Genomic DNA, 25,261 nt, shown 5'->3' with positions numbered 1-25,261 from the left:
AAGCTCCTCGTGCAGATCGAAGCAGCAGCGTTGGAATGACGATGTTCCGGTTTTGTGTAGTCCCGCATGAATCACTGCTCGCATGATCAGGCTGTTCCGGCGAAGTGAGCAGGCGCACTCAACCCTATGGGCTCAACGGCTCGAGCTTCAGGATGGAAGCAGATCAATGGCTTGCCTTGGCTCCGTCGCTCTCCGCTCACCCCGCCGACCGGATCATCGTGGCCCTCGATGGCATGGCGCCTAAACAGGCGCTGGGCTTTGCCGCCCAGGTGAACGGGCTGCGCTGGGTGAAGGTCGGTCTGGAGTTGTTTGTGCAGGCCGGCCCGGAGGTGGTGGCCCAGCTGCGTGAGCAGGGGCTGCGGGTGTTTCTTGACCTCAAATTTCACGACATCCCGGCCACGATGGCCGGTGCTTGCCGGCGGGCCGCTGCACTGGGGGCGGAGCTGATCACGGTGCATGCCTGCGCTGGCAGTGAAGCGCTGCAGGCCGCCCAGGCCGCGGCGGTTGAGGGGGCCCAGACAGCAGGCCTCGATGCCCCGACCCTGTTAGCAGTGACGGTGCTCACCAGCTGGGAGGAGCAACGGCTGCAACGGGAACTCGCCATCACCCAGGGCATCGCCGAACGGGTGCCGGCGTTGGCGCAGCTGTCGGCGACCGCCGGCATCGGCGGTTGTGTTTGCTCACCCCTGGAGGCCGCGGCGTTACGGGCGCAGCACCCCGAGCCCTTCGCCTTGGTCACCCCGGGCATCCGCCCCAAAGGGGCTGCGGTGGGGGATCAAGCTCGGGTGATGGGGCCCGCCGAGGCGATTGCAGCGGGCGCCAGCCAGCTGGTGATCGGCCGACCGATCACCAAAGCCGACGATCCCAGTGCTGCCTTTGCGCTGTGTTGCAGCGAGCTCAGAAGCGGAAGCTGAGACCGCCCTGCACCTGCCAGGAGGTGCCCCGCTCGCCCCAGATCACCACACCGGTGCGGGCGTAGACGCCCATGGAGGTGTCGTTGAAGTTGAAACTGGTGTAATCGAGGCCTAGCTCGATCAGGGCGCCGTGGTCGGCATCGCCGTTGATGCCGAAGCGGTAGGTCTCGCCGGAGTCGATAGTGCTCACCCTCTGGCTGCCACCGCTGTTGCCCCAGTCGGCGGCCCAGCCCAGGCGCAGGGAGGGCATGAACAGAGAGCGCTGACCGTCGCGGATCGGGTGGGTGAACTTCATCGCCAGCTCGGTGTCGACGTTGTCGATCTCCATGGCGTGATAGCGCAGACGCTTGGAGCGCTTGACGCCGCCTTCGCTGAAGCGGTCCATGCTGGTGTTGGTGTAGCTCACCAGGGCCTGGGGTTCGAGGATCCAGTCGCCGGAATCAAAGGGAGCCCCAAGACTCACCACCCCGCTCCAGGAGTTGCCGCTGCGGTTGCCGCTGGCGGTGTTGCCGTTCACCTTGCGGCGGTGGTCGCCGTCATAGCCGCCACCGCTGATCATGCCGCGCAGGTAGAAGTTGTCGGTCCAATACTCGGCGTAACCGCCACCGCCCCATCCGTCGGCATTCCAGCTGCCGCGGGATCCGTCGTCAGCATCCATCACGGCATAGGTGCCGAACAGACCCACCCGGGTGGTGTTGCTCAGGGGAATGTCGAAGCCGAGCTGGGCGCCACCTTTGTCGATGTCGGCGTAGTGGCCGGAACGCGCGCCGTTGGGGCTGCTGCCCCCGAAGCCCCGCACCCACACATTGATGCCGGGCTCGTTCACCGTGCGGCTGATCATCACGGTGTTGGGCTCGAGCACCTCCACGTAACTCATGCCGTCGACGCGCACGATCGGTGCGGCCGCACTGTCGAGACTGCTGCTGCTGGCCTGGGCCAGTTGCACATGGCGCAGGGTGCGCTCGAGGTAGGCCTCGGCGGTGGCGTGATCGAGGGCATCACTCTTGAACCAGAGCGGCCGGATCGGCTCCGGCTCGGGTTCCGGTTCGGGCATCGGCTCGGGTTCCGGCTCTGGTGCAGCGACTTCCTCGTACTGGCGGTAGGGCGTTGGCGGTGGGAACTCTTTGCAGGGCCCGAAGCAGTCGAAAATAATCACTGGATCATCTGGATCATCTGGATCATCTGGATTGTTGTCAGGCAGACACACCTCAGCACCGAAGGGATCCACTTCGCAGGCCTGCGCTTCTGCTTCTGGAGGGGAGACCAGCATCAACGTCAGCAAAACAGCCGCGCTGCTCGGCAGCAGGGGCAGGGTCCGCAGCTCAGAGAAGAGGGATCGCATCGCGGCGTCAACAGGCGGATATCAACGAATTCTGTGAAGCCTCCATGGCGTTGGCAGAGCCATCCCACCGCTTCAGAAATTGTCCAAGTTGTTGCTCTGCAGGGCATTTGTTGCAGGAGTTGATTCCAATGAGTTGCTTGCAAAAAATGCTCTTTTTGTACCAAGCCAGTGCATAGCAGGGCTGATCGAAGTGAATGAACAAGCGACTTAACAAACTCCCTCAAATGGGGGAGTGAGAACAGGCTGAAAAATCGCTAACAAAAGGGAATCACTGCCCATCAGCAGCGACATGCAGCTCTCCTGCTTCGCCGTGGATTCCGTTCAGGCTCAGATGCTCGACCATCTGCTGGTCGCCGACCTCCACTGTTCGCAGATCCAGGCCCTGGTGGCAGAGGCGCAGTTGCCGGTGCTGGATGGCGCGCACCAAGGACATCCGCTGGAGTGGATCAGCCGGGGCTTGCGGCAGCGGCGAGCGGAGGGAGATCCGCCGCGGGTGTTGCACCTGATCGCCCATGGCCGGCCGGGGGCCTTCCGCTTCGCCGATCAGTGGGTTGATGCCGAGGCGTTGAAGGCCCATACCGCCGACCTGTCGCATTGGGGTGTGGAGACGATCGCCCTGTGGAGTTGCCATGTCGGCGCCGATGCCAGTTTTGTGGCGCTCTTGGAAGAACTCACCGGGGCGCGGGTGTTGGCCAGCAACAGCTGGCTGGGGCGTGATGCTGACGGCAATGAGCAGTTGCAGCTGAGCACATGGCAGCTCAGTGATCTGGTGGATGCGTCGGCCTGGCCGGCTCAGTTCCGGTTGGAGGATTTTGATGATGAGTTGACCGGATCGAACAAAGCCGACCAACTCAACGGAGGTAAAGGCATCGATGCCATCGATGGAGGTGCCGGCGCTGACGACTTGAGTGGCGGCCAGGGGGATGACGTTCTCGATGGCGGCCAGGGCGACGACAGCCTCAGCGGTGGTGAGGGTCGTGACGACTTTGAGCTCTCCGATGGCGATGACGTCATCGTCGATTTCAAAGACAGCACCGATGTGATTTCGGTCCGCAGCTACAGGGATCTGAGCCTGGAGCAGGACGGCGACGATGTGCTGATCATCCGGGGGGATGAGCAGACCCGGGTGCTGAATTCCACTGTCGATGCAGTGGCTGATTCGTTGGTGCGCATTGATGCGCGCCTGGAGAACAGCCCGTTGACTGATGGGCAGCGGGATGACCTGCGTGCGGCCTTCCGCAGATTGCTGGCGGGCAAGGCCGTGGATGCGAGTGCCATCGGTGATGAGCTCAGCAAAGACCAGAAAAAGGGCTTGCTGCGATCGCTCCGTTCAGTGATGAAGCGCGAGCCGCTCGTTTCCGACGATGCCCTCAGCCAGTTCTCCGATGAGCAGAAAGACGCCCTGCTCACGGAGGTGAAGCAACTGCTGAATGGCCGGGAGATTTCAGCGGGGCAGCTGGGATCGATCTTCTCGAACGATGAAAAAGAGGCGTTGAAGGATTACCTGGCAGGGATGTCGGTAGCGGCCTATGGGGGGAAGTCCAAGTGCGATTCATTCAGCTCTCTTGAGTTTTCGCTTGGCTATCTGGGAGCTCAGATTCAAGACGGGAAGAATGCTGAGCAGGTCAGCCTGTTTGATTCCCTTGGTATTTCGAGTCTTGAACTAAGCCCTTCGGCGACTTCTACTTCAGACAAGCAACATGGAAATGATGTTGATGTCGATATTGTTATTTCCTACGAGGGTGGGCAGCTCAAACTGGCTGGAGCACTGGCCTGGCAGAAAAAGAAACAAGGGGGTGGAGCCCCAACACAAATCCTTGGCGTCACGGTGAGTGGGGATAACAGCCAGCGTGATCAACAAGCTTTCAGGAATCTGTTTGGCTTGGATGTTGGTGTTGGCAAAGGACGTGCAAGTTTTGCGCTGCCGCTGGAAGGTGCACCCGTCTACCAGGAAGGTGATTCAATTGAGGGATCTGCAGATAAGCCGCAATGCAAGGATCTTGGCGGATTAACACCTGCTCCAGAACTGCCAACTGACTCGGTCTCTTTGGTGGACGTTGACGAAGTGATTCCCCTGGCAGTGTGCGAGGCCAGCGACACCGATGCTGATAACGAAGCCACCTATTCCTTCCAGGTGGTGCTTGATCAAGCCACCAACGCAGAGCAGGTGTTCAACTATGAATTCACGCCTGAGCGAAATGGCCAGGACTATGAGGTGCTGGAGGTATCGCTGATCAACGGATCCTCAACAGATCTTGAGCAGAAAAGCACGAAAGGTGAAATCACAGTTGGCAAGGGTGTGAAGAGATTTGAGGTTGCGGTGCGGGTGCAGGCGGTAAAGGAACTTCGCAAGTCCGACAGCCTCAGCCTGGCAGTGAAGGCAAAGGATCTGGATGGCGCCCGCCAAGAAGATGCAGAAGCGCGCCTGCGTGATGAGGATCTGCAGAACTGTGCCAATGACGGTGTTGGTGTGACCCCGATGGTCCGCAGCATCCGTGGATCCGCGGATTGCACAGATGACTCGATCGAGGGTGTCTATACGTTTCAGGTGGATCTGGAGAACGCGAAGGCAGGGTTATTGCCGTATGCGTTCGTGAGTGGCGATGAGGCGGCGGAAGGAGTCCTGGATGACGTCCTGCTCTATATCAAAGATCTTCAGGTTCTCGATGCTGATGGGAATCCCACAACAGCAGTGTCGTTCCCTACTCGTGAAGTAGCGGCTCAGGGAAGCCTGGCGCTGACCGGTGAGTTGGACGGGTTCCAGATTCAAGCCCGCGTGCAGCGGCCGGATGGTAAAAAGCTGTTTGGCACAGAAAACCTGAAGCTCAGCGTGTCAGGCGCAGAGTCGGATCAGGTGTTTGTGAACGAGACCGAGTGTGAGCCTGACAAGCAAGAGCCCGGAGTCACACCGGATCCGAAAGTCTCCATCTGTGCCTGGAAGGGTGAGGGGTGCTTTGGCACTGATGCGCAGCAATGTGCCGATGCTGATCTGATCTTCAAGGTCGAGGGTGAACCGAGTGCCTTGGTGCGTTATCAGGCGTTTGTGAATGACAATGCCGTTGATCCAATCAATCTGCAGACGAGCCAAGATGCCGAGACGTGGGCGGATTATTTAAAGAGTGATTTTGGGGAAGACCAATGGGGTGAGTTGGTGAAACTGGATCAGAATGGAGAAGGCTATGTACGAATGCCCAAGACCAAGGTTGATGAGCTTAATGTCTCAACGTTGAAGGTTGAGGTTGAGCAGATTGCTTCAGGCCTTGAAACTGGCAATCCCATCATTGATCTCAACTACCACGATCTTTATATCCATGAGGCAATCGCCACTGGTGGTGATGCGCTGGACGTGGGGGGTCCTGAAAAGCAGTGGACGGCCAGCGCAGGCTGGGATACCAGCCCTACAAGAGAAATTCTTTCCGGCGAGGGGCAGTACACCTATCCCAGCATTTTGAAAAGCATCGAGGGTAAGGATTATTTTCTTCGTGCGGTTGTCGATTATAAATTCGAAGGTCTTTATAATTTTATATTCGATGATCCAAAGAATTCCTTTGGTGATCAAGGTGAAGATGAATTGCCTGGTGGAGGATCCCGGAAAGAACGATTCCAGCCCAAGTTTGCTGTGATGCAGGATAATCGATCGTTTACTGATGATGGACGCGGTGGTGGTGCTGTTGAGTTCACTTGGAATTTTTACTTAACAACAGATAAAAGTGTGGATCCGGATGACCCTGAAGGCGAGGGTGTTCCTGTTCAGCTCAAGAACTTTTTTCTGGAACCCATTGATATGGACGGAAGTGTTCGAGACTATTTGGACGCGGAGTGGAATGGCGAAGATGGTTACTTTACTTCTGGGCTTGAAGGTATAAAGAATAAATTTCCTTACATCGAAGATGGTCGAGGAAATGTAGATAAAAATGCTGAGGACTTTGCGCTTCCCTATACTTACGAATTCTTTGAGATCAATGTTGGTCAGTACAGTGATCTTACGGTTGAATTTCCTGACAATAAACCGGGCGATGTGGGTTATCGGCAACCCTTTGAAAACAATACGATTGAAGAATTTGAGAACTTGCCTTACGAGGACACCTATCCTCTGATTCCTGAGGGATTTACCCGTTATGGTGCATTGCCCCAGGCGAAGGCTGGTTGGCCAGGCTGGAATGAAGGATCAGACTACCCCGAAGGAAAACCACCTTGGGGCGAAAGAACCAACGGGCTGAGCAACGAGCCCGCTGCCTCGGCAATCTTTGATTTTAATGGTGCTGTTGGTGGCGAAGATAATCCGTTGGTGTTTGTCTACGGAACATCAGACCAAGGCAATAATTTAAATAATAATGATGTCACGAAGGGGAATCGCTTCTTTTCCCTGCAGATGGGCGGGGATAACTTGCAAGGGAATCCAGGCCTCGAGCTCGATAATTCTGGTGATGATGCGACGATTGAGGTTGTGGAGTGTGTGGATGGATTGGTGCAGGAAATTACGCCGACAGGAGCATGTATTGATGATAATGAAGCGAATAAGGCAGTGTTTGCCTATCAAGTGAGATTGAGCGCAGCGTATAACCAGGAGCAGGAGTATTACTACGAATTTAAGGGTAATAAGAATTTAGATGATTATGAGGTGACGGGGATTTATGTGAATGGCCGATTGGCGGATCGAGCCACGGGTGCGTCGGGAAGCTTCATTATTCCGAAGGGAGAAGCAGTTTCAACGAAGGGATTCACAGTTTCAGTTGGAATTACAGCGAAGGATGTGCTGGAGGGAGATGAAGCACTGAGGCTGAAGCTCTCCAATGAGCCGAACTTCGAGAAATCGGAGACGAAGAGTGCAGAAGCAAAGATCAAGAACTTCGATGATTGCGGAATCGATGGATTGGTGGAGAAGGTGGATCCAAAGGGATTCTGCCTTGAGGATGGCAGCGCCAAGAACGCAACATTCACGTTTGATGTGGTGTTGAGCGGAGCGTATAACCAGGATCAGACGTATTACTTTGAATTTAGTGGGAATGGGATTGCGGCTGATGAGGTGAAGGGAATGACGCTCGTGATCGAGGGTCAGGAAGCACGCGAGCTGACAAAAGACGAGATTGAGAAAGGCAAGTTCACGATTAAAAAGGGTGCCTATGAAGAGGGTGCGGAATTCAGTGTTGAAGCGTATGTGAAGTCGGAGGATAAGTTAAAAGAGACTGATTCACTGACGCTGACGATTGATAACAAGGAATTGGATAAGGAATCACTCAGTGGGGAGGCATTGATTGGGAACTTTGATGATTGTGTGATTCCTGGATTGGTGGAGAAGGTGGATCCAAAGGGATTCTGCCTTGAGGATGGCAGTGCCAAGAACGCAACATTCACGTTTGATGTGGTGTTGAGCGGAGCGTATAACCAAGATCAGACGTATTACTTTGAATTTAGTGGGAATGGGATTGCGGCTGATGAGGTGAAGGGAATGACGCTCGTGATCGAGGGTCAGGAAGCACACGAGCTGACAAAAGACGAGATTGAGAAAGGCAAGTTCACGATTAAAAAGGGTGCCTATGAAGAGGGTGCGGAATTCAGTGTTGAAGCGTATGTGAAGTCGGAGGATAAGTTAAAAGAGACTGATTCACTGACGCTGACGATTGATAACAAGGAATTGGATAAGGAATCACTCAGTGGGGAGGCATTGATTGGGAACTTTGAGAGTTGCGTGATTGATGGACTGGTGGAAGACGTGACTGCGGAGGGAGTGTGTTTATTGGATGGCAACGCGAAGACCGCGGAGTTTACGTTTACTGTTGAATTGAGCGGAGCGTATAACCAGGAGCAGGAATATTTCTATGAATTTAGTGGGAATAAGGATGCAGGAGAGTATGAGCTGATCGGACTGTCGGTTGTGTATGGGGAGAGTGTGTCCCCAGTGGAGCCTGGCCGAGGAAAAGCAGGAAGCTTTGTGTTGCCAGCGGAGGTATCAGGCGAGTTCAGTGTGTTGGCGACGATCCGCGCAGAGGAGAAGCTGACAGGAGATGAGTCGATCACGCTGACGATTGATAACCAAGAGTTGTCGAACAAGAAGCTGCATCCGACTGACACAGCAAAGATCAAGAACTTTGAGAGTTGCGTGATTGATGGACTGGTGGAAGACGTGACTGCGGAGGGAGTGTGTTTATTGGATGGCAACGCGAAGACCGCGGAGTTTACGTTTACTGTTGAATTGAGCGGAGCGTATAACCAGGAGCAGGAATATTTCTATGAATTTAGTGGGAATAAGGATGCAGGAGAGTATGAGCTGATCGGACTGTCGGTTGTGTATGGGGAGAGTGTGTCCCCAGTGGAGCCTGGCCGAGGAAAAGCAGGAAGCTTTGTGTTGCCAGCGGAGGTATCAGGCGAGTTCAGTGTGTTGGCGACGATCCGCGCAGAGGAGAAGCTGACAGGAGATGAGTCGATCACGCTGACGATTGATAACCAAGAGTTGTCGAACAAGAAGCTGCATCCGACTGACACAGCAAAGATCAAGAACTTTGAGAGTTGCGTGATTGATGGACTGGTGGAAGACGTGACTGCGGAGGGAGTGTGTTTATTGGATGGCAACGCGAAGACCGCGGAGTTTACGTTTACTGTTGAATTGAGCGGAGCGTATAACCAGGAGCAGGAATATTTCTATGAATTTAGTGGGAATAAGGATGCAGGAGAGTATGAGCTGATCGGACTGTCGGTTGTGTATGGGGAGAGTGTGTCCCCAGTGGAGCCTGGCCGAGGAAAAGCAGGAAGCTTTGTGTTGCCAGCGGAGGTATCAGGCGAGTTCAGTGTGTTGGCGACGATCCGCGCAGAGGAGAAGCTGACAGGAGATGAGTCGATCACGCTGACGATTGATAACCAAGAGTTGTCGAACAAGAAGCTGCATCCGACTGACACAGCAAAGATCAAGAACTTTGAGAGTTGCGTGATTGATGGACTGGTGGAAGACGTGACTGCGGAGGGAGTGTGTTTATTGGATGGCAACGCGAAGACCGCGGAGTTTACGTTTACTGTTGAATTGAGCGGAGCGTATAACCAGGAGCAGGAATATTTCTATGAATTTAGTGGGAATAAGGATGCAGGAGAGTATGAGCTGATCGGACTGTCGGTTGTGTATGGGGAGAGTGTGTCCCCAGTGGAGCCTGGCCGAGGAAAAGCAGGAAGCTTTGTGTTGCCAGCGGAGGTATCAGGCGAGTTCAGTGTGTTGGCGACGATCCGCGCAGAGGAGAAGCTGACAGGAGATGAGTCGATCACGCTGACGATTGATAACCAAGAGTTGTCGAACAAGAAGCTGCATCCGACTGACACAGCAAAGATCAAGAACTTTGAGAGTTGCGTGATTGATGGACTGGTGGAAGACGTGACTGCGGAGGGAGTGTGTTTATTGGATGGCAACGCGAAGACCGCGGAGTTTACGTTTACTGTTGAATTGAGCGGAGCGTATAACCAGGAGCAGGAATATTTCTATGAATTTAGTGGGAATAAGGATGCAGGAGAGTATGAGCTGATCGGACTGTCGGTTGTGTATGGGGAGAGTGTGTCCCCAGTGGAGCCTGGCCGAGGAAAAGCAGGAAGCTTTGTGTTGCCAGCGGAGGTATCAGGCGAGTTCAGTGTGTTGGCGACGATCCGCGCAGAGGAGAAGCTGACAGGAGATGAGTCGATCACGCTGACGATTGATAACCAAGAGTTGTCGAACAAGAAGCTGCATCCGACTGACACAGCAAAGATCAAGAACTTTGAGAGTTGCGTGATTGATGGACTGGTGGAAGACGTGACTGCGGAGGGAGTGTGTTTATTGGATGGCAACGCGAAGACCGCGGAGTTTACGTTTACTGTTGAATTGAGCGGAGCGTATAACCAGGAGCAGGAATATTTCTATGAATTTAGTGGGAATAAGGATGCAGGAGAGTATGAGCTGATCGGACTGTCGGTTGTGTATGGGGAGAGTGTGTCCCCAGTGGAGCCTGGCCGAGGAAAAGCAGGAAGCTTTGTGTTGCCAGCGGAGGTATCAGGCGAGTTCAGTGTGTTGGCGACGATCCGCGCAGAGGAGAAGCTGACAGGAGATGAGTCGATCACGCTGACGATTGATAACCAAGAGTTGTCGAACAAGAAGCTGCATCCGACTGACACAGCAAAGATCAAGAACTTTGAGAGTTGCGTGATTGATGGACTGGTGGAAGACGTGACTGCGGAGGGAGTGTGTTTATTGGATGGCAACGCGAAGACCGCGGAGTTTACGTTTACTGTTGAATTGAGCGGAGCGTATAACCAGGAGCAGGAATATTTCTATGAATTTAGTGGGAATAAGGATGCAGGAGAGTATGAGCTGATCGGACTGTCGGTTGTGTATGGGGAGAGTGTGTCCCCAGTGGAGCCTGGCCGAGGAAAAGCAGGAAGCTTTGTGTTGCCAGCGGAGGTATCAGGCGAGTTCAGTGTGTTGGCGACGATCCGCGCAGAGGAGAAGCTGACAGGAGATGAGTCGATCACGCTGACGATTGATAACCAAGAGTTGTCGAACAAGAAGCTGCATCCGACTGACACAGCAAAGATCAAGAACTTTGAGAGTTGCGTGATTGATGGACTGGTGGAAGACGTGACTGCGGAGGGAGTGTGTTTATTGGATGGCAACGCGAAGACCGCGGAGTTTACGTTTACTGTTGAATTGAGCGGAGCGTATAACCAGGAGCAGGAATATTTCTATGAATTTAGTGGGAATAAGGATGCAGGAGAGTATGAGCTGATCGGACTGTCGGTTGTGTATGGGGAGAGTGTGTCCCCAGTGGAGCCTGGCCGAGGAAAAGCAGGAAGCTTTGTGTTGCCAGCGGAGGTATCAGGCGAGTTCAGTGTGTTGGCGACGATCCGCGCAGAGGAGAAGCTGACAGGAGATGAGTCGATCACGCTGACGATTGATAACCAAGAGTTGTCGAACAAGAAGCTGCATCCGACTGACACAGCAAAGATCAAGAACTTTGAGAGTTGCGTGATTGATGGACTGGTGGAAGACGTGACTGCGGAGGGAGTGTGTTTATTGGATGGCAACGCGAAGACCGCGGAGTTTACGTTTACTGTTGAATTGAGCGGAGCGTATAACCAGGAGCAGGAATATTTCTATGAATTTAGTGGGAATAAGGATGCAGGAGAGTATGAGCTGATCGGACTGTCGGTTGTGTATGGGGAGAGTGTGTCCCCAGTGGAGCCTGGCCGAGGAAAAGCAGGAAGCTTTGTGTTGCCAGCGGAGGTATCAGGCGAGTTCAGTGTGTTGGCGACGATCCGCGCAGAGGAGAAGCTGACAGGAGATGAGTCGATCACGCTGACGATTGATAACCAAGAGTTGTCGAACAAGAAGCTGCATCCGACTGACACAGCAAAGATCAAGAACTTTGAGAGTTGCGTGATTGATGGACTGGTGGAAGACGTGACTGCGGAGGGAGTGTGTTTATTGGATGGCAACGCGAAGACCGCGGAGTTTACGTTTACTGTTGAATTGAGCGGAGCGTATAACCAGGAGCAGGAATATTTCTATGAATTTAGTGGGAATAAGGATGCAGGAGAGTATGAGCTGATCGGACTGTCGGTTGTGTATGGGGAGAGTGTGTCCCCAGTGGAGCCTGGCCGAGGAAAAGCAGGAAGCTTTGTGTTGCCAGCGGAGGTATCAGGCGAGTTCAGTGTGTTGGCGACGATCCGCGCAGAGGAGAAGCTGACAGGAGATGAGTCGATCACGCTGACGATTGATAACCAAGAGTTGTCGAACAAGAAGCTGCATCCGACTGACACAGCAAAGATCAAGAACTTTGAGAGTTGCGTGATTGATGGACTGGTGGAAGACGTGACTGCGGAGGGAGTGTGTTTATTGGATGGCAACGCGAAGACCGCGGAGTTTACGTTTACTGTTGAATTGAGCGGAGCGTATAACCAGGAGCAGGAATATTTCTATGAATTTAGTGGGAATAAGGATGCAGGAGAGTATGAGCTGATCGGACTGTCGGTTGTGTATGGGGAGAGTGTGTCCCCAGTGGAGCCTGGCCGAGGAAAAGCAGGAAGCTTTGTGTTGCCAGCGGAGGTATCAGGCGAGTTCAGTGTGTTGGCGACGATCCGCGCAGAGGAGAAGCTGACAGGAGATGAGTCGATCACGCTGACGATTGATAACCAAGAGTTGTCGAACAAGAAGCTGCATCCGACTGACACAGCAAAGATCAAGAACTTTGAGAGTTGCGTGATTGATGGACTGGTGGAAGACGTGACTGCGGAGGGAGTGTGTTTATTGGATGGCAACGCGAAGACCGCGGAGTTTACGTTTACTGTTGAATTGAGCGGAGCGTATAACCAGGAGCAGGAATATTTCTATGAATTTAGTGGGAATAAGGATGCAGGAGAGTATGAGCTGATCGGACTGTCGGTTGTGTATGGGGAGAGTGTGTCCCCAGTGGAGCCTGGCCGAGGAAAAGCAGGAAGCTTTGTGTTGCCAGCGGAGGTATCAGGCGAGTTCAGTGTGTTGGCGACGATCCGCGCAGAGGAGAAGCTGACAGGAGATGAGTCGATCACGCTGACGATTGATAACCAAGAGTTGTCGAACAAGAAGCTGCATCCGACTGACACAGCAAAGATCAAGAACTTTGAGAGTTGCGTGATTGATGGACTGGTGGAAGACGTGACTGCGGAGGGAGTGTGTTTATTGGATGGCAACGCGAAGACCGCGGAGTTTACGTTTACTGTTGAATTGAGCGGAGCGTATAACCAGGAGCAGGAATATTTCTATGAATTTAGTGGGAATAAGGATGCAGGAGAGTATGAGCTGATCGGACTGTCGGTTGTGTATGGGGAGAGTGTGTCCCCAGTGGAGCCTGGCCGAGGAAAAGCAGGAAGCTTTGTGTTGCCAGCGGAGGTATCAGGCGAGTTCAGTGTGTTGGCGACGATCCGCGCAGAGGAGAAGCTGACAGGAGATGAGTCGATCACGCTGACGATTGATAACCAAGAGTTGTCGAACAAGAAGCTGCATCCGACTGACACAGCAAAGATCAAGAACTTTGAGAGTTGCGTGATTGATGGACTGGTGGAAGACGTGACTGCGGAGGGAGTGTGTTTATTGGATGGCAACGCGAAGACCGCGGAGTTTACGTTTACTGTTGAATTGAGCGGAGCGTATAACCAGGAGCAGGAATATTTCTATGAATTTAGTGGGAATAAGGATGCAGGAGAGTATGAGCTGATCGGACTGTCGGTTGTGTATGGGGAGAGTGTGTCCCCAGTGGAGCCTGGCCGAGGAAAAGCAGGAAGCTTTGTGTTGCCAGCGGAGGTATCAGGCGAGTTCAGTGTGTTGGCGACGATCCGCGCAGAGGAGAAGCTGACAGGAGATGAGTCGATCACGCTGACGATTGATAACCAAGAGTTGTCGAACAAGAAGCTGCATCCGACTGACACAGCAAAGATCAAGAACTTTGAGAGTTGCGTGATTGATGGACTGGTGGAAGACGTGACTGCGGAGGGAGTGTGTTTATTGGATGGCAACGCGAAGACCGCGGAGTTTACGTTTACTGTTGAATTGAGCGGAGCGTATAACCAGGAGCAGGAATATTTCTATGAATTTAGTGGGAATAAGGATGCAGGAGAGTATGAGCTGATCGGACTGTCGGTTGTGTATGGGGAGAGTGTGTCCCCAGTGGAGCCTGGCCGAGGAAAAGCAGGAAGCTTTGTGTTGCCAGCGGAGGTATCAGGCGAGTTCAGTGTGTTGGCGACGATCCGCGCAGAGGAGAAGCTGACAGGAGATGAGTCGATCACGCTGACGATTGATAACCAAGAGTTGTCGAACAAGAAGCTGCATCCGACTGACACAGCAAAGATCAAGAACTTTGAGAGTTGCGTGATTGATGGACTGGTGGAAGACGTGACTGCGGAGGGAGTGTGTTTATTGGATGGCAACGCGAAGACCGCGGAGTTTACGTTTACTGTTGAATTGAGCGGAGCGTATAACCAGGAGCAGGAATATTTCTATGAATTTAGTGGGAATAAGGATGCAGGAGAGTATGAGCTGATCGGACTGTCGGTTGTGTATGGGGAGAGTGTGTCCCCAGTGGAGCCTGGCCGAGGAAAAGCAGGAAGCTTTGTGTTGCCAGCGGAGGTATCAGGCGAGTTCAGTGTGTTGGCGACGATCCGCGCAGAGGAGAAGCTGACAGGAGATGAGTCGATCACGCTGACGATTGATAACCAAGAGTTGTCGAACAAGAAGCTGCATCCGACTGACACAGCAAAGATCAAGAACTTTGAGAGTTGCGTGATTGATGGACTGGTGGAAGACGTGACTGCGGAGGGAGTGTGTTTATTGGATGGCAACGCGAAGACCGCGGAGTTTACGTTTACTGTTGAATTGAGCGGAGCGTATAACCAGGAGCAGGAATATTTCTATGAATTTAGTGGGAATAAGGATGCAGGAGAGTATGAGCTGATCGGACTGTCGGTTGTGTATGGGGAGAGTGTGTCCCCAGTGGAGCCTGGCCGAGGAAAAGCAGGAAGCTTTGTGTTGCCAGCGGAGGTATCAGGCGAGTTCAGTGTGTTGGCGACGATCCGCGCAGAGGAGAAGCTGACAGGAGATGAGTCGATCACGCTGACGATTGATAACCAAGAGTTGTCGAACAAGAAGCTGCATCCGACTGACACAGCAAAGATCAAGAACTTTGAGAGTTGCGTGATTGATGGACTGGTGGAAGACGTGACTGCGGAGGGAGTGTGTTTATTGGATGGCAACGCGAAGACCGCGGAGTTTACGTTTACTGTTGAATTGAGCGGAGCGTATAACCAGGAGCAGGAATATTTCTATGAATTTAGTGGGAATAAGGATGCAGGAGAGTATGAGCTGATCGGACTGTCGGTTGTGTATGGGGAGAGTGTGTCCCCAGTGGAGCCTGGCCGAGGAAAAGCAGGAAGCTTTGTGTTGCCAGCGGAGGTATCAGGCGAGTTCAGTGTGTTGGCGACGATCCGCGCAGAGGAGAAGCTGACAGGAGATGAGTCGATCACGCTGACGATTGATAACCAAGAGTTGTCGAACAAGAAGCTGCATCCGACTGACACAGCAAAGATCAAGAACTTTGAGAGTTGCGTGATTGATGGACTGGTGGAAGACGTGACTGCGGAGGGAGTGTGTTTATTGGATGGCAACGCGAAGACCGCGGAGTTTACGTTTACTGTTGAATTGAGCGGAGCGTATAACCAGGAGCAGGAATATTTCTATGAATTTAGTGGGAATAAGGATGCAGGAGAGTATGAGCTGATCGGACTGTCGGTTGTGTATGGGGAGAGTGTGTCCCCAGTGGAGCCTGGCCGAGGAAAAGCAGGAAGCTTTGTGTTGCCAGCGGAGGTATCAGGCGAGTTCAGTGTGTTGGCGACGATCCGCGCAGAGGAGAAGCTGACAGGAGATGAGTCGATCACGCTGACGATTGATAACCAAGAGTTGTCGAACAAGAAGCTGCATCCGACTGACACAGCAAAGATCAAGAACTTTGAGAGTTGCGTGATTCCTGGATTGGTGGAAGGAATTGATGCCTCCGGGCACTGTGTTGAAGGCGGTGATGGTGATCAAGCGAGGTTCACCTTTAAGGTGAAGCTTGATTCGGGATACAACAACCGAGGTCAAGTCTTCTCGTATCGCTTTGATGCCTCAAAGGCTTTAGCTGATGGCTATGACATCACGGCTTTTTATATTAACGATGAAAAGCATGATGTGCCAAAGAAGCAAGGCTCTTTTGCGATTCCTGCGAATGATTTTGGCTCTGTGAATACGTTGAAAATCGAGGTCCAGGTTCAGGCCTCTGGACCGCTTGATGGGACAGAATCGTTGAAGTTGACAATCGACAACACCTCATCGCCTGCAGAGCTGACCGGCGATTCCCCCAGCAAGAAGGCCAAGATCAAAAACATTGATCAATGCCTTGATGGAGTGAATTCCACATCGGAGGTGGCGCTCTACCTGCTGCTTGATAATTCCACGTCGATGCTGCAGCCCGATCCCTCTACGAAAAAGGCCTCCCGTTCCAATCGCCTCGAGGCCCAAGACCGCGTCGCCCTTTACTCCTACCAGAAGGCCTTGAAGGAGGCCGGTTACGGCTTCAGCCGCAAGGGGGCTGATGAGGTGCTCAGCGATACCGACTTCCGCAAAATAGTGATTAACAACTCAGCTGGTGATCTCGCCAAGGCTTTGAAGGATTTCAAAGTGATCGTCGATCCGGATCGCTCGGGCGGCGTGCAAGCAATGACGGTGCATCTGATCCAGTACGGCTACGCCGTCGACTACGGCAAGGTGAGCTTTGATGCCGGCGAGACAAAGGCGGCATTGAAGGCGGCCAAGACGATCTTGGACGTGAGCACTCCCGATCAGGAGTTCGGCAATTCGATCAACCGTAATGACACCTGGAAGAACAGAGATTTGCCCGAGCCGACTGCTAACGACTACTACAAGGGTAGAGGCCGTCCCAGCTCCAACCTCTATTCCGGCACCGAAATGCTGGGTGCACTCACGGGGCTGGAGAACCTGCTGAGGCTGCAGGCCCGCAGCGCCGGCGCAGAGCAGCCCACCACCTTGATTTCCATGTTCACCGATGGCCGGCCTGAACGCCGGCCCTGGTGGGACACCCGCAAGGGGCCTGGGTCGGATTCGATCACGGGTGAGTCCATCCCATTGCCGGATCGTCTCGGAGGTGATGCCATCACCACCTCTGGCTTGATCTACGACATGGACGGCAACCACAAATTCCTCAAAGACAACAAAGGCACCAAGCCCTGGCCCAAGATGCAACGCAAGCTCAACGCCGTGTTGGACCACATCGCTAGCAAGAGCGATCCGCAACAAAGAGAAAGCGCGGTCCAGGTGCAGGTGTTGGGTGTGGGGGACAGCAGCGATGCCGACTTCCCTGCGATCTATGACGACCTCTTTGGCAAGCGCACGTTTGATGAAGCCAACGGCGGCTGGAGCTTCAAGTCCTACGCCAGTTACACATTGCCGGAGTTCCTTTGAGGGCTGACCCTTGGTCAGAAGTAGTAGCGGATCACGCCTTCTGCTTCTGCCCGATCTTAGGTTCGGTGCCCGCCAGCAGCCGCTTGATGTTGGTGCGATGGCGCCAGAGCACCATCAGGCTGGCCACCAACGCCACCACCACATAGGCGCTGCTGCCCCTGGAGAGCGCCATCAGCACCGGCAATCCGATGGCGGCCACCACGCTCGAGAGCGACACGATCCGGAAGATCGAGATCACCGCCATGAACAGGCCAAAGCAGGCCAGTCCCACCGGCCAGGCCAGGCCGAGGAACATGCCCAGGCCGGTGGCCACCGCCTTGCCGCCCTTCCAGCCCAGCCATACCGGCCAGATGTGACCAGCCAAGGCCGCCAGGCCCGCCAGCACCTGCAGCCAGTCGCTGAGACCAACGCTTTTCGCCAGCAGCACCGCCAGGGCGCCTTTGCCCACATCGATCAGGAACACCACCAGGGCTGGTCCTTTGCCCACGTTGCGCAGCACGTTGGTGGCGCCGGTGCTGCCGGAGCCGCAGTCGCGCAGGTCGATGCCCTTCACCCAGCGGCCGGCGAGGTAACCGCTGGGGAAGGCTCCCAGCAGGTAGCCGATGGCCAGGAGCAGCAGGGCAGTCAGGATCACAGGAACGTGCGTGGTTGCGAAATCGCGACTGAATCGAAGCACGGCGCGGGGCATTTTGCGCGGAGCCTGGGCTCGCTCAGCCGCTCAGCCGCTCAGTCGTATTGGCTCCACAGGCGCAGCACTTTCACCAGCTGTTGATCGGCTTCAACGCTTTAGACGAGGCGATGTTGGATGTTGATGCGTTGGGAGTAGGCCCCTCGCAGGTCACCCACCAGTGCCTCGAAGGGGGGTGGGCTCCGCCAAGGGTCTTCAGCCAGCAGGTCGATCAGCTCCTGGGCCCGCTGTTTCAGGGCTGGTGAAGCGGAGGCGAGTTTTCGGGCATCCTTCTGGGCTTGTCGGCTGAAAACCACCCGCCAACTCACCAGCCAGGCTTCTCACTCATCGCATCGGCTGGTGTGGCCATCCCTTCAACAATGGAGTCGCGCATGCCCGGGATCGAAGTGAGATACAACGTTTGCTGGATCGCGCGCCAGTCCTCTTCCGAGAGGAGAACGGCGCTGCCCCTTTTGCCTTGAATCTCAATCGGTTCGTGGGACTCGCGCACGTCGTCGATCAACGAGAACAGGCGTTTTCGCGCTTCTGTCACGGAGATCGATGCCATCAGCCCAAACCCATGTACGCAATGGCGTACCGGTGATCGCCTGAGGTGTCAGGGATCGATGCGCTTGCTGCTCACAGCAGATCGTCGTCGTCGAGGCGTTCACCTGGGCCGGCCGCGAAGGCTAGCCAGAGCGGGAACTGAAGCACTGGGATGTCGACGCTCCGCTCGGCGGCATCGATCAGGATCAAGGGCACTTCGCCGCGCTCCTCCAGCCGGTCGGCCCGCTCCACCAGCGCTTCCGGGCGTTCGAACAGCACGATGCCGCTGCTGGGGCCGAAGTCTTCCCGGCCCAGGCCCAGGGCATCCTGCAGGCCGCGCCGCCATTCCCCGAGCCGTTCGGGGCCGCCGGCCAGCACCAGGCACTGGAACTGATCGCCGTACAGCTCGCCGATCACTGCGATCAGGGCCGCGCTCACCAGGATGTTGCGCGGCCGGGTGCCGCGGCTGGGCTGGGCGCCCCGTCCGCCTTGATTGAAGAACCAGTCCTCCAGCAGGGCGGTGTCGCGCGCGTCGATGCTGCGCCGTAGGTTCCAGGGGTCGGCGTAGACGTCGGGTTGCTTGAGGAAGCGTTCAAGGGACTGGCGGATCAGCTCTTCATCGGGGCGGAAGGTGTCCGACACCGCTGGCGGCGGTGCGCTCTCTCCGGCCTTCTCTGTCGCCGCTCCGTTGTCTGACGTCTGATCGAGGGGGGAGGGCTGCACCACCATCGGCTGCACCACCAGCTCCAGGTTTTCCACGCTCTGCACCAGGTCCTGCAGGGCGCCACCCAGGTACTCCTGGAAGCCCTTCACGCGGCGGGCGATGGCGTCGGATTGGCCGGCGAAGTTGGCCTTCAGTTCGCTCTCGAGTTGCTGCTTGCGGGAGCTGAGGGCGTTGATCTCCGCTTCCAGGGCATCGCGGCGTTCCTGCAGATCCTTTAGGGCCAGCTCCATCACGGGATTGGCTTCTGCAGCGGCGGGCTCGGCACCGGTGGCGCCGGCGGGGTCAGTGCTGGTTTCGCCGCTGGATTCCGCCGGGGCCTGCTCCGGTTCAGGCGCCTGGGGGGTCAGGTCGGTGTCGTCGGGCATTGCGTCGGCGGCCGTGCTCTCCATCCCTCCATTCCAGCCGACCAGAGGCCAAGGCACCAGCAGGGATCTGGGTTTTTATCGATTTGGTGCAATATTGAGGGAATATCCATTCAAAATCGTGTAAATATCGTGCCTATGGTTGAAGGCTGGCTTTCGCGAAGGCCAGCACGTGCTCTGCAACGCTGCGTGCTTGCTCGCTGTCCTGCTGGTCAAAGCGATCAGCTGGGGCTTCGCTGTCGCTCGGATAGCGCGTCTCGCTGTTCATTCGGCTGAGGGCTTTGAGCCGTATCTCGCGCAGTGGTTGAACATCCAGCCCTGCTGATTCGAGACTGTCAACCAAGCGTTCCAAGGCGTGGCTGTAAGGCGGCAGTGAGCCCAGCGAAATCAACAACGCCTTGAGCGCTTTTTCGGTTGCCTGGCCGTAGTGGTAACAGGCCTGGCTGTGAAAGCCCTGCTCTGCCGTGAGTTCAGCCACGGCCCAGTCGCTGTTGGCCTGGCGCATCCAGGCGTCAACGCGTGGGGTCATGGTGCGCCCAGGCGAACGGCATCGCGTCCGATGGCGCGCCAGTAGGGATCATCCCCGTTCCGTCGCTCCTGCCATTCCTGCTCCGTGAGGGCCAGCACGTCATCGGCCATCCCATGCCGCAGCACCGCATCAGCCAGGTCGCTGGCTTGATCGCGGTTCGAAGCAACGGCCAGCACATCCACATCCGAAAAACCGTCCCAGTCGCCCCTGGCCCAGGACCCGAACAGCCAGAGGCTGCCGCCAGGTTCCTCTCCCAGCACAAGGTCGGCCTGCTGCTGCAGCGCGCTGAGCCGCTCGGCCTGCTTGCGGCGGCGGATGTCTGCAACCGTGATGGCCATGCTCTGACGCTATGGGCAGATCGCCCTTGCCGCAAGCGTTCAGTCAGCGCTGGTGGCTGGCACTTCCAGCGCTCCCACCCGCAGTTCCAGTTGTTCCCGCAGCTCTTTGGGGCTGAACAGGATCGGCAGGAAGTGAATGCTCTGGGTTTCGCGGAAATAAAACAGTCCCGGCAGCCAGGGGGCGAACAACCGCCAGCTCAGCCATTGGTCGTAGGGGAAACGCCGCAGTTCGCGGCTGTTCTGCCACACGATCAGAGCGTCTTCCTTGAATTCCAGCCGCAGGCTGGCGCTCTGGATCAGCAGAAACAGGCCGAACAGCGCCACCATCAAGGTGGGCCAGGGGGAGAAAGGCAACGGCAGCAGCGCCAGACCGAGGGCCACCACCAGCAGCGGCAGCCGCACATCCGGCTTGAGGGTGACGGGGGCGGGGGTTGAACTCATGCTCCGAATAGAACCTGGGTGAGAACGACATCCATCAGGGCCACCAGGATCAGGATCATCACCACCGCTCCGGTGGTGCTGGTGCCCACTTCCTTGGGGCCGCCACGGGTGGTCAGGCCCCAGCCGCAGGCCACCGTGGCGATGATCATCCCGAAGACCACGGCCTTCACCAGCATGAACGGCAGGTCAAGCGGGGCCATCCAGGTGCGCACCGAAGTCCAGAACACCGCCGGCGGAATGTTGTAGAGGGCTGTGCTGGTGAGTTGGCCCGACCACACCGCCACCAGGAAGAAGAAGAAGCACTGCACCGGTGCCATCACCACCATCGCGATCATCCGGGGCACCACCAGATACTCCACCGGATCAGTGCGCAGCATCGTGATCGCGTCGATCTGTTCGGTCACCTTCATCGTGCCCAGCTGGGCGGCATAGGCGGTGGCCACCTTGCCCGCTAGCAGGCAGGAGGTGAGCAGGGGTGCGATTTCCCGCGCCAGGCCGATCGCCAGGATGCCGCCCACCGTTGAGCCCGCCCCCTGGCGGGTGAGTTCTGCCGCCACCTGAATGTTGAACACCGAGCCGGCGGCCACCGAGATGATCAGCACGATCAGTACGCTGCCCGGGCCAGCATCCAGCAGTTGCTCAAACAGCTCGCCCCGATCAATGCGGCCGCGCAGGGTGGCGGTCACGGCCTGAGCTCCGATCAGCAGGCTGGCGCCCAGGCGTTTGATCGAACGGGGCGTGTTCATTCGGCGGCCTTTTGCAGGTGGGCTCCACGGTCGGGCCAGCCTCGCATCACCACAAGGCCAAGCAGCACAAGGATGGCGGGAATCAGGCCCATGCAGAGCCGGATCGCCAGCAGGGCTGAATCCGGCTGTTCGATGAAGCTCAGTGCTCCACTGCAGTTGCCTCCCTTGGCGGAGATGTAGCCGGTGAGCGAGAGCAGGCTGCCGAACACCGACATGGTGAGGCCGATGATCAGCTTCTGACCAAACACCATCCAGGCGGTGTAGAGCCCGGCGGGTTTGCTTGGGTCAGCGTCGATCGCATCCGGCAGCAGCGACCAGGGGATCAGATAGGCCGTCGCCGCTCCCACCCCCACCAGGGCAATCAGCCCCACCAGCGGCAGCATTTGCAGCGGGCCGGGATCCGCCGCAAGGGGTGGGAACAGCATCGAGAGCAGGCAGGCGCTGATCCACAGCCCCGCGCCCCAGCGCAGGGTGGCTACGCGGCCGATGCGGTTGCTCATGTTGCTCCATAGCTGCAGCCCCAGCAGGGCAGCGATCTGGAAGGGCAACAGGATCCAGGTGGAGAGGTTGGCGGGCACGTGCACCACCTGCACTAGCCAGATCAGGGCCACCACCTGCATCAGTTGCAGGCCAAACCAGAGCAGGAGGTAGAGCCCCAGCACCTGGCGGAAGCGGGGGTTAGCCAGCACCCGTTTGAGCTGCTGCATCGGCGGTTCGTTGTTGGGCACCGGGCGTTGGGCTCGCTTGGCGTAGGGGGCCAGCCCCCAGCAGCAGAGCAGCGTGGTGGTGGCGGCGATGCTGCCGGTGATCCGGCCCATGGCCAGGTAGCCCCCACCTCCATCGGTGAGCACCACCGAAGCCACGATCAACCCGCTCAGGCCCGCCAGGATCGAGCCGGTGAACCGCGCCGCATTGAGGCGGGTGCGAATGGCGGTGTTCGGCGTGAGTTCGGTGCTGAGGGCGGCGTAGGGCAGGTTGACGCTGGTGTAGGCGGTCATCAGCAACACCGCCATCACGGCGTAGTACGTGGTGCGCTGCACCGTGTCGCCCGGGGGCACCCACCACATCGCCGTCAGGCTGATGCCCAGGGGCAGGGCTGCGGTCAGCATCCAGGGCAGCCGCGGGCCCCAGCGGCTGCGGGTGTGATCGCTGAGCCAGCCGATCAACGGATCATTCAGTGCGTCCCACACCTTGCTCACCGTGAGCAGGGATCCGGCGATGAAGGCCGGCAGGCCTGCGGCGCAGATGAAAAAGGGAAAGAGGTAGAAGCCCAGCTGGGTGGCGGCAAGACCGGTGCCGGCGTCGCCGAGGCCGTAGGCGAGCATCAGCCTGCGGCGGGATCCCTGCAGGGATGCGTCGGTCGATGTCACGCGGAGGCTGGGGTCAGGCGGATTGCCATAATGAATGCGTGCTCACGTCTCCACCAGCCCCTGGGGCAGTGGTTCGTTTGTACTACGCGGGTGTTGTGTAATGGTAAGACCTCAGCCTTCCAAGCTGATGACACGGGTTCGATTCCCGTCACCCGCTCTGATTACAACCGAAGGCCTGAGATTTCCTCTTCGGCGAGCAACAGCACGAAGCTCCGGCTCTGCAGAGGGATCTCCACGCCACTGAAGTTCACTGGTTCGGCCGGGAAATCCTGGGGGCTGGGCAAGGAGGTGTCGATCACCCGCTTCCAGGGAGAGGCCGGAATCGGCAATTCAAAGCTGAGACTTTCCTTGTAGGCGTTGAAGCCCATCCAGAGCAGGGCGCCGCGGCTGCCGCAATGGAGGCTGGTGGCCGTGGTGCGGCTCCAGGCCGCCCAGTCGGGTTTGGCCAGGCTCACACCGTGCCATTGCCGCCAGAGATCGCTTCGCGCTTCGGATGGCTGTGGCACTGATTTTCGGGTGCTTTCCCGTGGCGGCACCAGCGGATTGAACAGCTGCGGCAGGGCCTGGCGCAGCCGCAGCAGCCGCTGCAGAAACAGCTTGAGCTCCAGATCGCAATGGTCTTCATCCCAGACCATCCATCCCAGCGGACTGTTCTGGCACCAGCTGTTGTTGTTGCCTCCCTGACTGCGACCCACTTCATCGCCCATCAGCAGCATCGGCACGCCGCGGGCCAGCAGCAGTGAGCTGAGCAGGTTGCGTTGCTGCCGCCGCCGCAGGGTCTGCACCAGGGGATTGCTGCTGGGGCCTTCGATGCCGTGGTTCCAGCTGTTGTTGTGGTTCTCGCCGTCGCGGTTGTCTTCGCCGTTCGCCAGGTTGTGCTTGCGGTTGTAGCTCACCAGATCCGCCAGGGTGAAGCCGTCATGGGCGGTGATGAAGTTCACCGAACGCCCCAGGGCCACGGGCTTGCCGTCATAGAGATCAGGGCTGCCCTTGAACCGCTGGGCCAGGGTCCAGGTGCTGTGGTCGTCACCTTTCCAGAAACGCCGCACGCCGTCGCGGAAATGGCCGTTCCAGGTGCCGATCCGCTTGGCGGGGAAATCCTCCAGCCGATAGAGACCGCCGCAATCCCACGGTTCGCTCACCAGTTTGAGGTCGCTCAGCTGCGGGTCGGCCCCCATCGCCGTGAACAGGGGCGGGTCGTTGAGGGGTTTGAGTTGATTGCCGCGGCTCAGGGCGATTCCCAGGTCGAAGCGGAAGCCATCCACCCCCAGCTCAAGGGCCCAGCAGCGCATCGATTCGAGGATCAACTGGGTGCTGATCGGTGCATTGGCGGCGATCGAGTTGCCGCAGCCGCTCACATCCAGATAATCGCCGTCGTCGTTCTGGTGGTAGTAGACGTTGTCGGCGCAACCCCGCCAGCTCAGGGTGGGGCCATGGCGGTTGCCTTCCGTTGTGTGGTTGTAGACCACATCCAGCAGCACTTCGATGCCGGCGTCATGGCAGGCGGCCACCAGTTGGCGCACCTCATGGCGGGCCTGCAGCGGATCGCTACTGCTGCAGTAGCCGTGGTGGGGCGTGAACCAGCTCAGGGGGCTGTACCCCCACACGTTGTCGCGCCCTGGGGGGGCATCGGCCGGATCGAAGCAGAACACCGGCAAAAGCTCCACCGCCGTGATGCCCAGCTCCTTGAGGTAGGGCAACTTCTCGATCAAGCCCAGGTAGGTGCCGCGGTGCGCTGCGGCAACTCCGGCATCCTCACGGCGGGTGAAGCCCCCCACGTGCAGCTCATAGATCACCGTGCGTTGCCAGCTGTGGCGCGGGCGCGGATGGGCCTGGAAATCAAACAGATCCCGCTCGCACACGACCGCCTTAAGGCAGGCATGGGCATTGGGTGAGGGGCCGGTGGCCAGCACCCGGTCGTAGACGTCCCAGCCGCTGATGGCGCGGGCGGCGGGGTCCAGCAACACCTTGGAGGGGCGGAAGCCATGGCCCCCTGGTGCCAGTGGCCCGAAGACGCGGTAGCCGTAACAGCAGCCTTCGCCGACTCCTTCCACCTCCACGTGCCAGTAGTCGCCCGAGCGGTGACGTCGAACATCCAGTTCGATCACCCGTTCCGGGCTGCGGTCGTTGCTGTTGCTGTAGAGCAGCAACTCAATTCGGTCGGCCCCGGGGGCCGACAGCACGAAATTCACCCCCCGCCTGGTGAGGCTGCTGCCCAGGGGCCAGGGAGAACCGGGGTGAATGCCACTCAAAGCCCGTTGGGGCATCTCCACTTCAAACTAGT

At 57.1% G+C, this 25,261-nt stretch carries 13 protein-coding genes and 1 tRNA gene; 3 read left to right on the top strand and 11 right to left on the bottom strand.

Annotated elements, in window-relative coordinates:
• Positions 1–176 precede the first annotated feature (176 nt).
• On the top strand, positions 177–914 hold the full coding sequence (gene pyrF / locus SynRS9907_RS10785; RefSeq protein ID WP_188022449.1) for an orotidine-5'-phosphate decarboxylase: 738 nt from the start codon (positions 177–179) through the stop codon (positions 912–914).
• On the opposite strand, the gene SynRS9907_RS10780 is transcribed toward pyrF, so the two are convergent.
• On the bottom strand, positions 898–2,256 hold the full coding sequence (locus SynRS9907_RS10780; protein ID WP_188021000.1) for an autotransporter outer membrane beta-barrel domain-containing protein: 1,359 nt from the start codon (positions 2,254–2,256) through the stop codon (positions 898–900). The genes pyrF and SynRS9907_RS10780 overlap by 17 nt on opposite strands.
• A gap of 289 nt (positions 2,257–2,545) precedes the next feature.
• Here SynRS9907_RS10780 and SynRS9907_RS10775 point away from each other — a divergent pair, with 289 nt between their 5' ends.
• Positions 2,546–17,254 (top strand): DUF4347 domain-containing protein, encoded by a 14,709-nt coding sequence (locus SynRS9907_RS10775; protein ID WP_304623051.1) that lies wholly within the window; start codon positions 2,546–2,548, stop codon positions 17,252–17,254.
• A 31-nt stretch (positions 17,255–17,285) separates the two neighbouring features.
• Here SynRS9907_RS10775 and plsY read toward each other — a convergent pair whose 3' ends face one another.
• From plsY to SynRS9907_RS10730, 9 genes are all read right to left on the bottom strand, one after another.
• Positions 17,286–17,888: a glycerol-3-phosphate 1-O-acyltransferase PlsY gene (gene plsY, locus SynRS9907_RS10770; protein ID WP_188020999.1), complete on the bottom strand. Its 603-nt coding sequence runs from the start codon at positions 17,886–17,888 to the stop codon at positions 17,286–17,288.
• A gap of 152 nt (positions 17,889–18,040) precedes the next feature.
• Positions 18,041–18,250, bottom strand: a complete 210-nt coding sequence (locus SynRS9907_RS10765) for a Txe/YoeB family addiction module toxin (RefSeq protein ID WP_188020998.1) — start codon at positions 18,248–18,250, stop codon at positions 18,041–18,043.
• A complete protein-coding gene (locus SynRS9907_RS10760) occupies positions 18,247–18,489 on the bottom strand; it encodes a type II toxin-antitoxin system Phd/YefM family antitoxin (RefSeq protein ID WP_188020997.1) in 243 nt (80 codons plus the stop codon). The genes SynRS9907_RS10765 and SynRS9907_RS10760 overlap by 4 nt, the downstream gene beginning before the upstream one ends.
• Positions 18,490–18,560: 71 nt before the next feature.
• On the bottom strand, positions 18,561–19,580 hold the full coding sequence (locus SynRS9907_RS10755; protein WP_188020996.1) for a DUF3086 domain-containing protein: 1,020 nt from the start codon (positions 19,578–19,580) through the stop codon (positions 18,561–18,563).
• Positions 19,581–19,689: 109 nt separating this feature from the next.
• The gene (locus SynRS9907_RS10750) at positions 19,690–20,082 is read right to left on the bottom strand and encodes a HEPN domain-containing protein (RefSeq protein WP_188020995.1); all 393 of its coding nucleotides are present in this window, start codon (positions 20,080–20,082) and stop codon (positions 19,690–19,692) included.
• Complete coding sequence (locus SynRS9907_RS10745) at positions 20,079–20,420, bottom strand: nucleotidyltransferase domain-containing protein (RefSeq protein WP_188020994.1); 342 nt, start codon at positions 20,418–20,420, stop codon at positions 20,079–20,081. The genes SynRS9907_RS10750 and SynRS9907_RS10745 overlap by 4 nt, the downstream gene beginning before the upstream one ends.
• Before the next feature lie 39 nt (positions 20,421–20,459).
• Positions 20,460–20,861, bottom strand: coding sequence for a DUF3119 family protein (locus tag SynRS9907_RS10740; RefSeq protein ID WP_188020993.1), 402 nt, complete (start codon positions 20,859–20,861; stop codon positions 20,460–20,462).
• Positions 20,858–21,607, bottom strand: a complete 750-nt coding sequence (locus tag SynRS9907_RS10735; protein ID WP_188020992.1) for an ABC transporter permease — start codon at positions 21,605–21,607, stop codon at positions 20,858–20,860. Before SynRS9907_RS10735 ends, SynRS9907_RS10740 begins: the two co-directional genes overlap by 4 nt.
• The gene (locus SynRS9907_RS10730; protein WP_188022447.1) at positions 21,604–22,932 is read right to left on the bottom strand and encodes an MFS transporter; all 1,329 of its coding nucleotides are present in this window, start codon (positions 22,930–22,932) and stop codon (positions 21,604–21,606) included. Before SynRS9907_RS10730 ends, SynRS9907_RS10735 begins: the two co-directional genes overlap by 4 nt.
• A 131-nt stretch (positions 22,933–23,063) precedes the next feature.
• Between SynRS9907_RS10730 and SynRS9907_RS10725 the strand changes: the two genes are divergently transcribed.
• Positions 23,064–23,134: transfer RNA gene (locus SynRS9907_RS10725), tRNA-Gly, on the top strand.
• Positions 23,135–23,138: 4 nt separating this feature from the next.
• Here the strand turns inward: SynRS9907_RS10725 and SynRS9907_RS10720 are convergent.
• On the bottom strand, positions 23,139–25,244 hold the full coding sequence (locus SynRS9907_RS10720; RefSeq protein ID WP_188020991.1) for a glycogen-debranching protein: 2,106 nt from the start codon (positions 25,242–25,244) through the stop codon (positions 23,139–23,141).
• Between the last annotated feature and the right edge of the window lie 17 nt (positions 25,245–25,261).

Origin of the sequence: Synechococcus sp. RS9907 (assembly GCF_014279615.1) — a bacterium.
Lineage (GTDB): Bacteria > Cyanobacteriota > Cyanobacteriia > PCC-6307 > Cyanobiaceae > Parasynechococcus.
The sequence above is the reverse complement of the archived record's forward strand: the minus strand, read 5'-3'. Positions and strand labels throughout refer to the sequence as shown.

What these genes read in the sequence shown, in the direction of transcription:
- SynRS9907_RS10720 (WP_188020991.1), bottom strand. Translation starts at nt 25,244, where the DNA reads ATGCCCCAACGGGCTTTGAGTGGCATTCACCCCGGTTCTCCCTGGCCC.
- SynRS9907_RS10755 (WP_188020996.1), bottom strand. Translation starts at nt 19,580, where the DNA reads ATGGAGAGCACGGCCGCCGACGCAATGCCCGACGACACCGACCTGACC.
- SynRS9907_RS10750 (WP_188020995.1), bottom strand. Translation starts at nt 20,082, where the DNA reads ATGACCCCACGCGTTGACGCCTGGATGCGCCAGGCCAACAGCGACTGG.
- SynRS9907_RS10745 (WP_188020994.1), bottom strand. Translation starts at nt 20,420, where the DNA reads ATGGCCATCACGGTTGCAGACATCCGCCGCCGCAAGCAGGCCGAGCGG.
- SynRS9907_RS10780 (WP_188021000.1), bottom strand. Translation starts at nt 2,256, where the DNA reads ATGCGATCCCTCTTCTCTGAGCTGCGGACCCTGCCCCTGCTGCCGAGC.
- SynRS9907_RS10775 (WP_304623051.1), top strand. Translation starts at nt 2,546, where the DNA reads ATGCAGCTCTCCTGCTTCGCCGTGGATTCCGTTCAGGCTCAGATGCTC.
- SynRS9907_RS10730 (WP_188022447.1), bottom strand. Translation starts at nt 22,932, where the DNA reads ATGCTCGCCTACGGCCTCGGCGACGCCGGCACCGGTCTTGCCGCCACC.
- SynRS9907_RS10740 (WP_188020993.1), bottom strand. Translation starts at nt 20,861, where the DNA reads ATGAGTTCAACCCCCGCCCCCGTCACCCTCAAGCCGGATGTGCGGCTG.
- SynRS9907_RS10735 (WP_188020992.1), bottom strand. Translation starts at nt 21,607, where the DNA reads ATGAACACGCCCCGTTCGATCAAACGCCTGGGCGCCAGCCTGCTGATC.
- SynRS9907_RS10760 (WP_188020997.1), bottom strand. Translation starts at nt 18,489, where the DNA reads ATGGCATCGATCTCCGTGACAGAAGCGCGAAAACGCCTGTTCTCGTTG.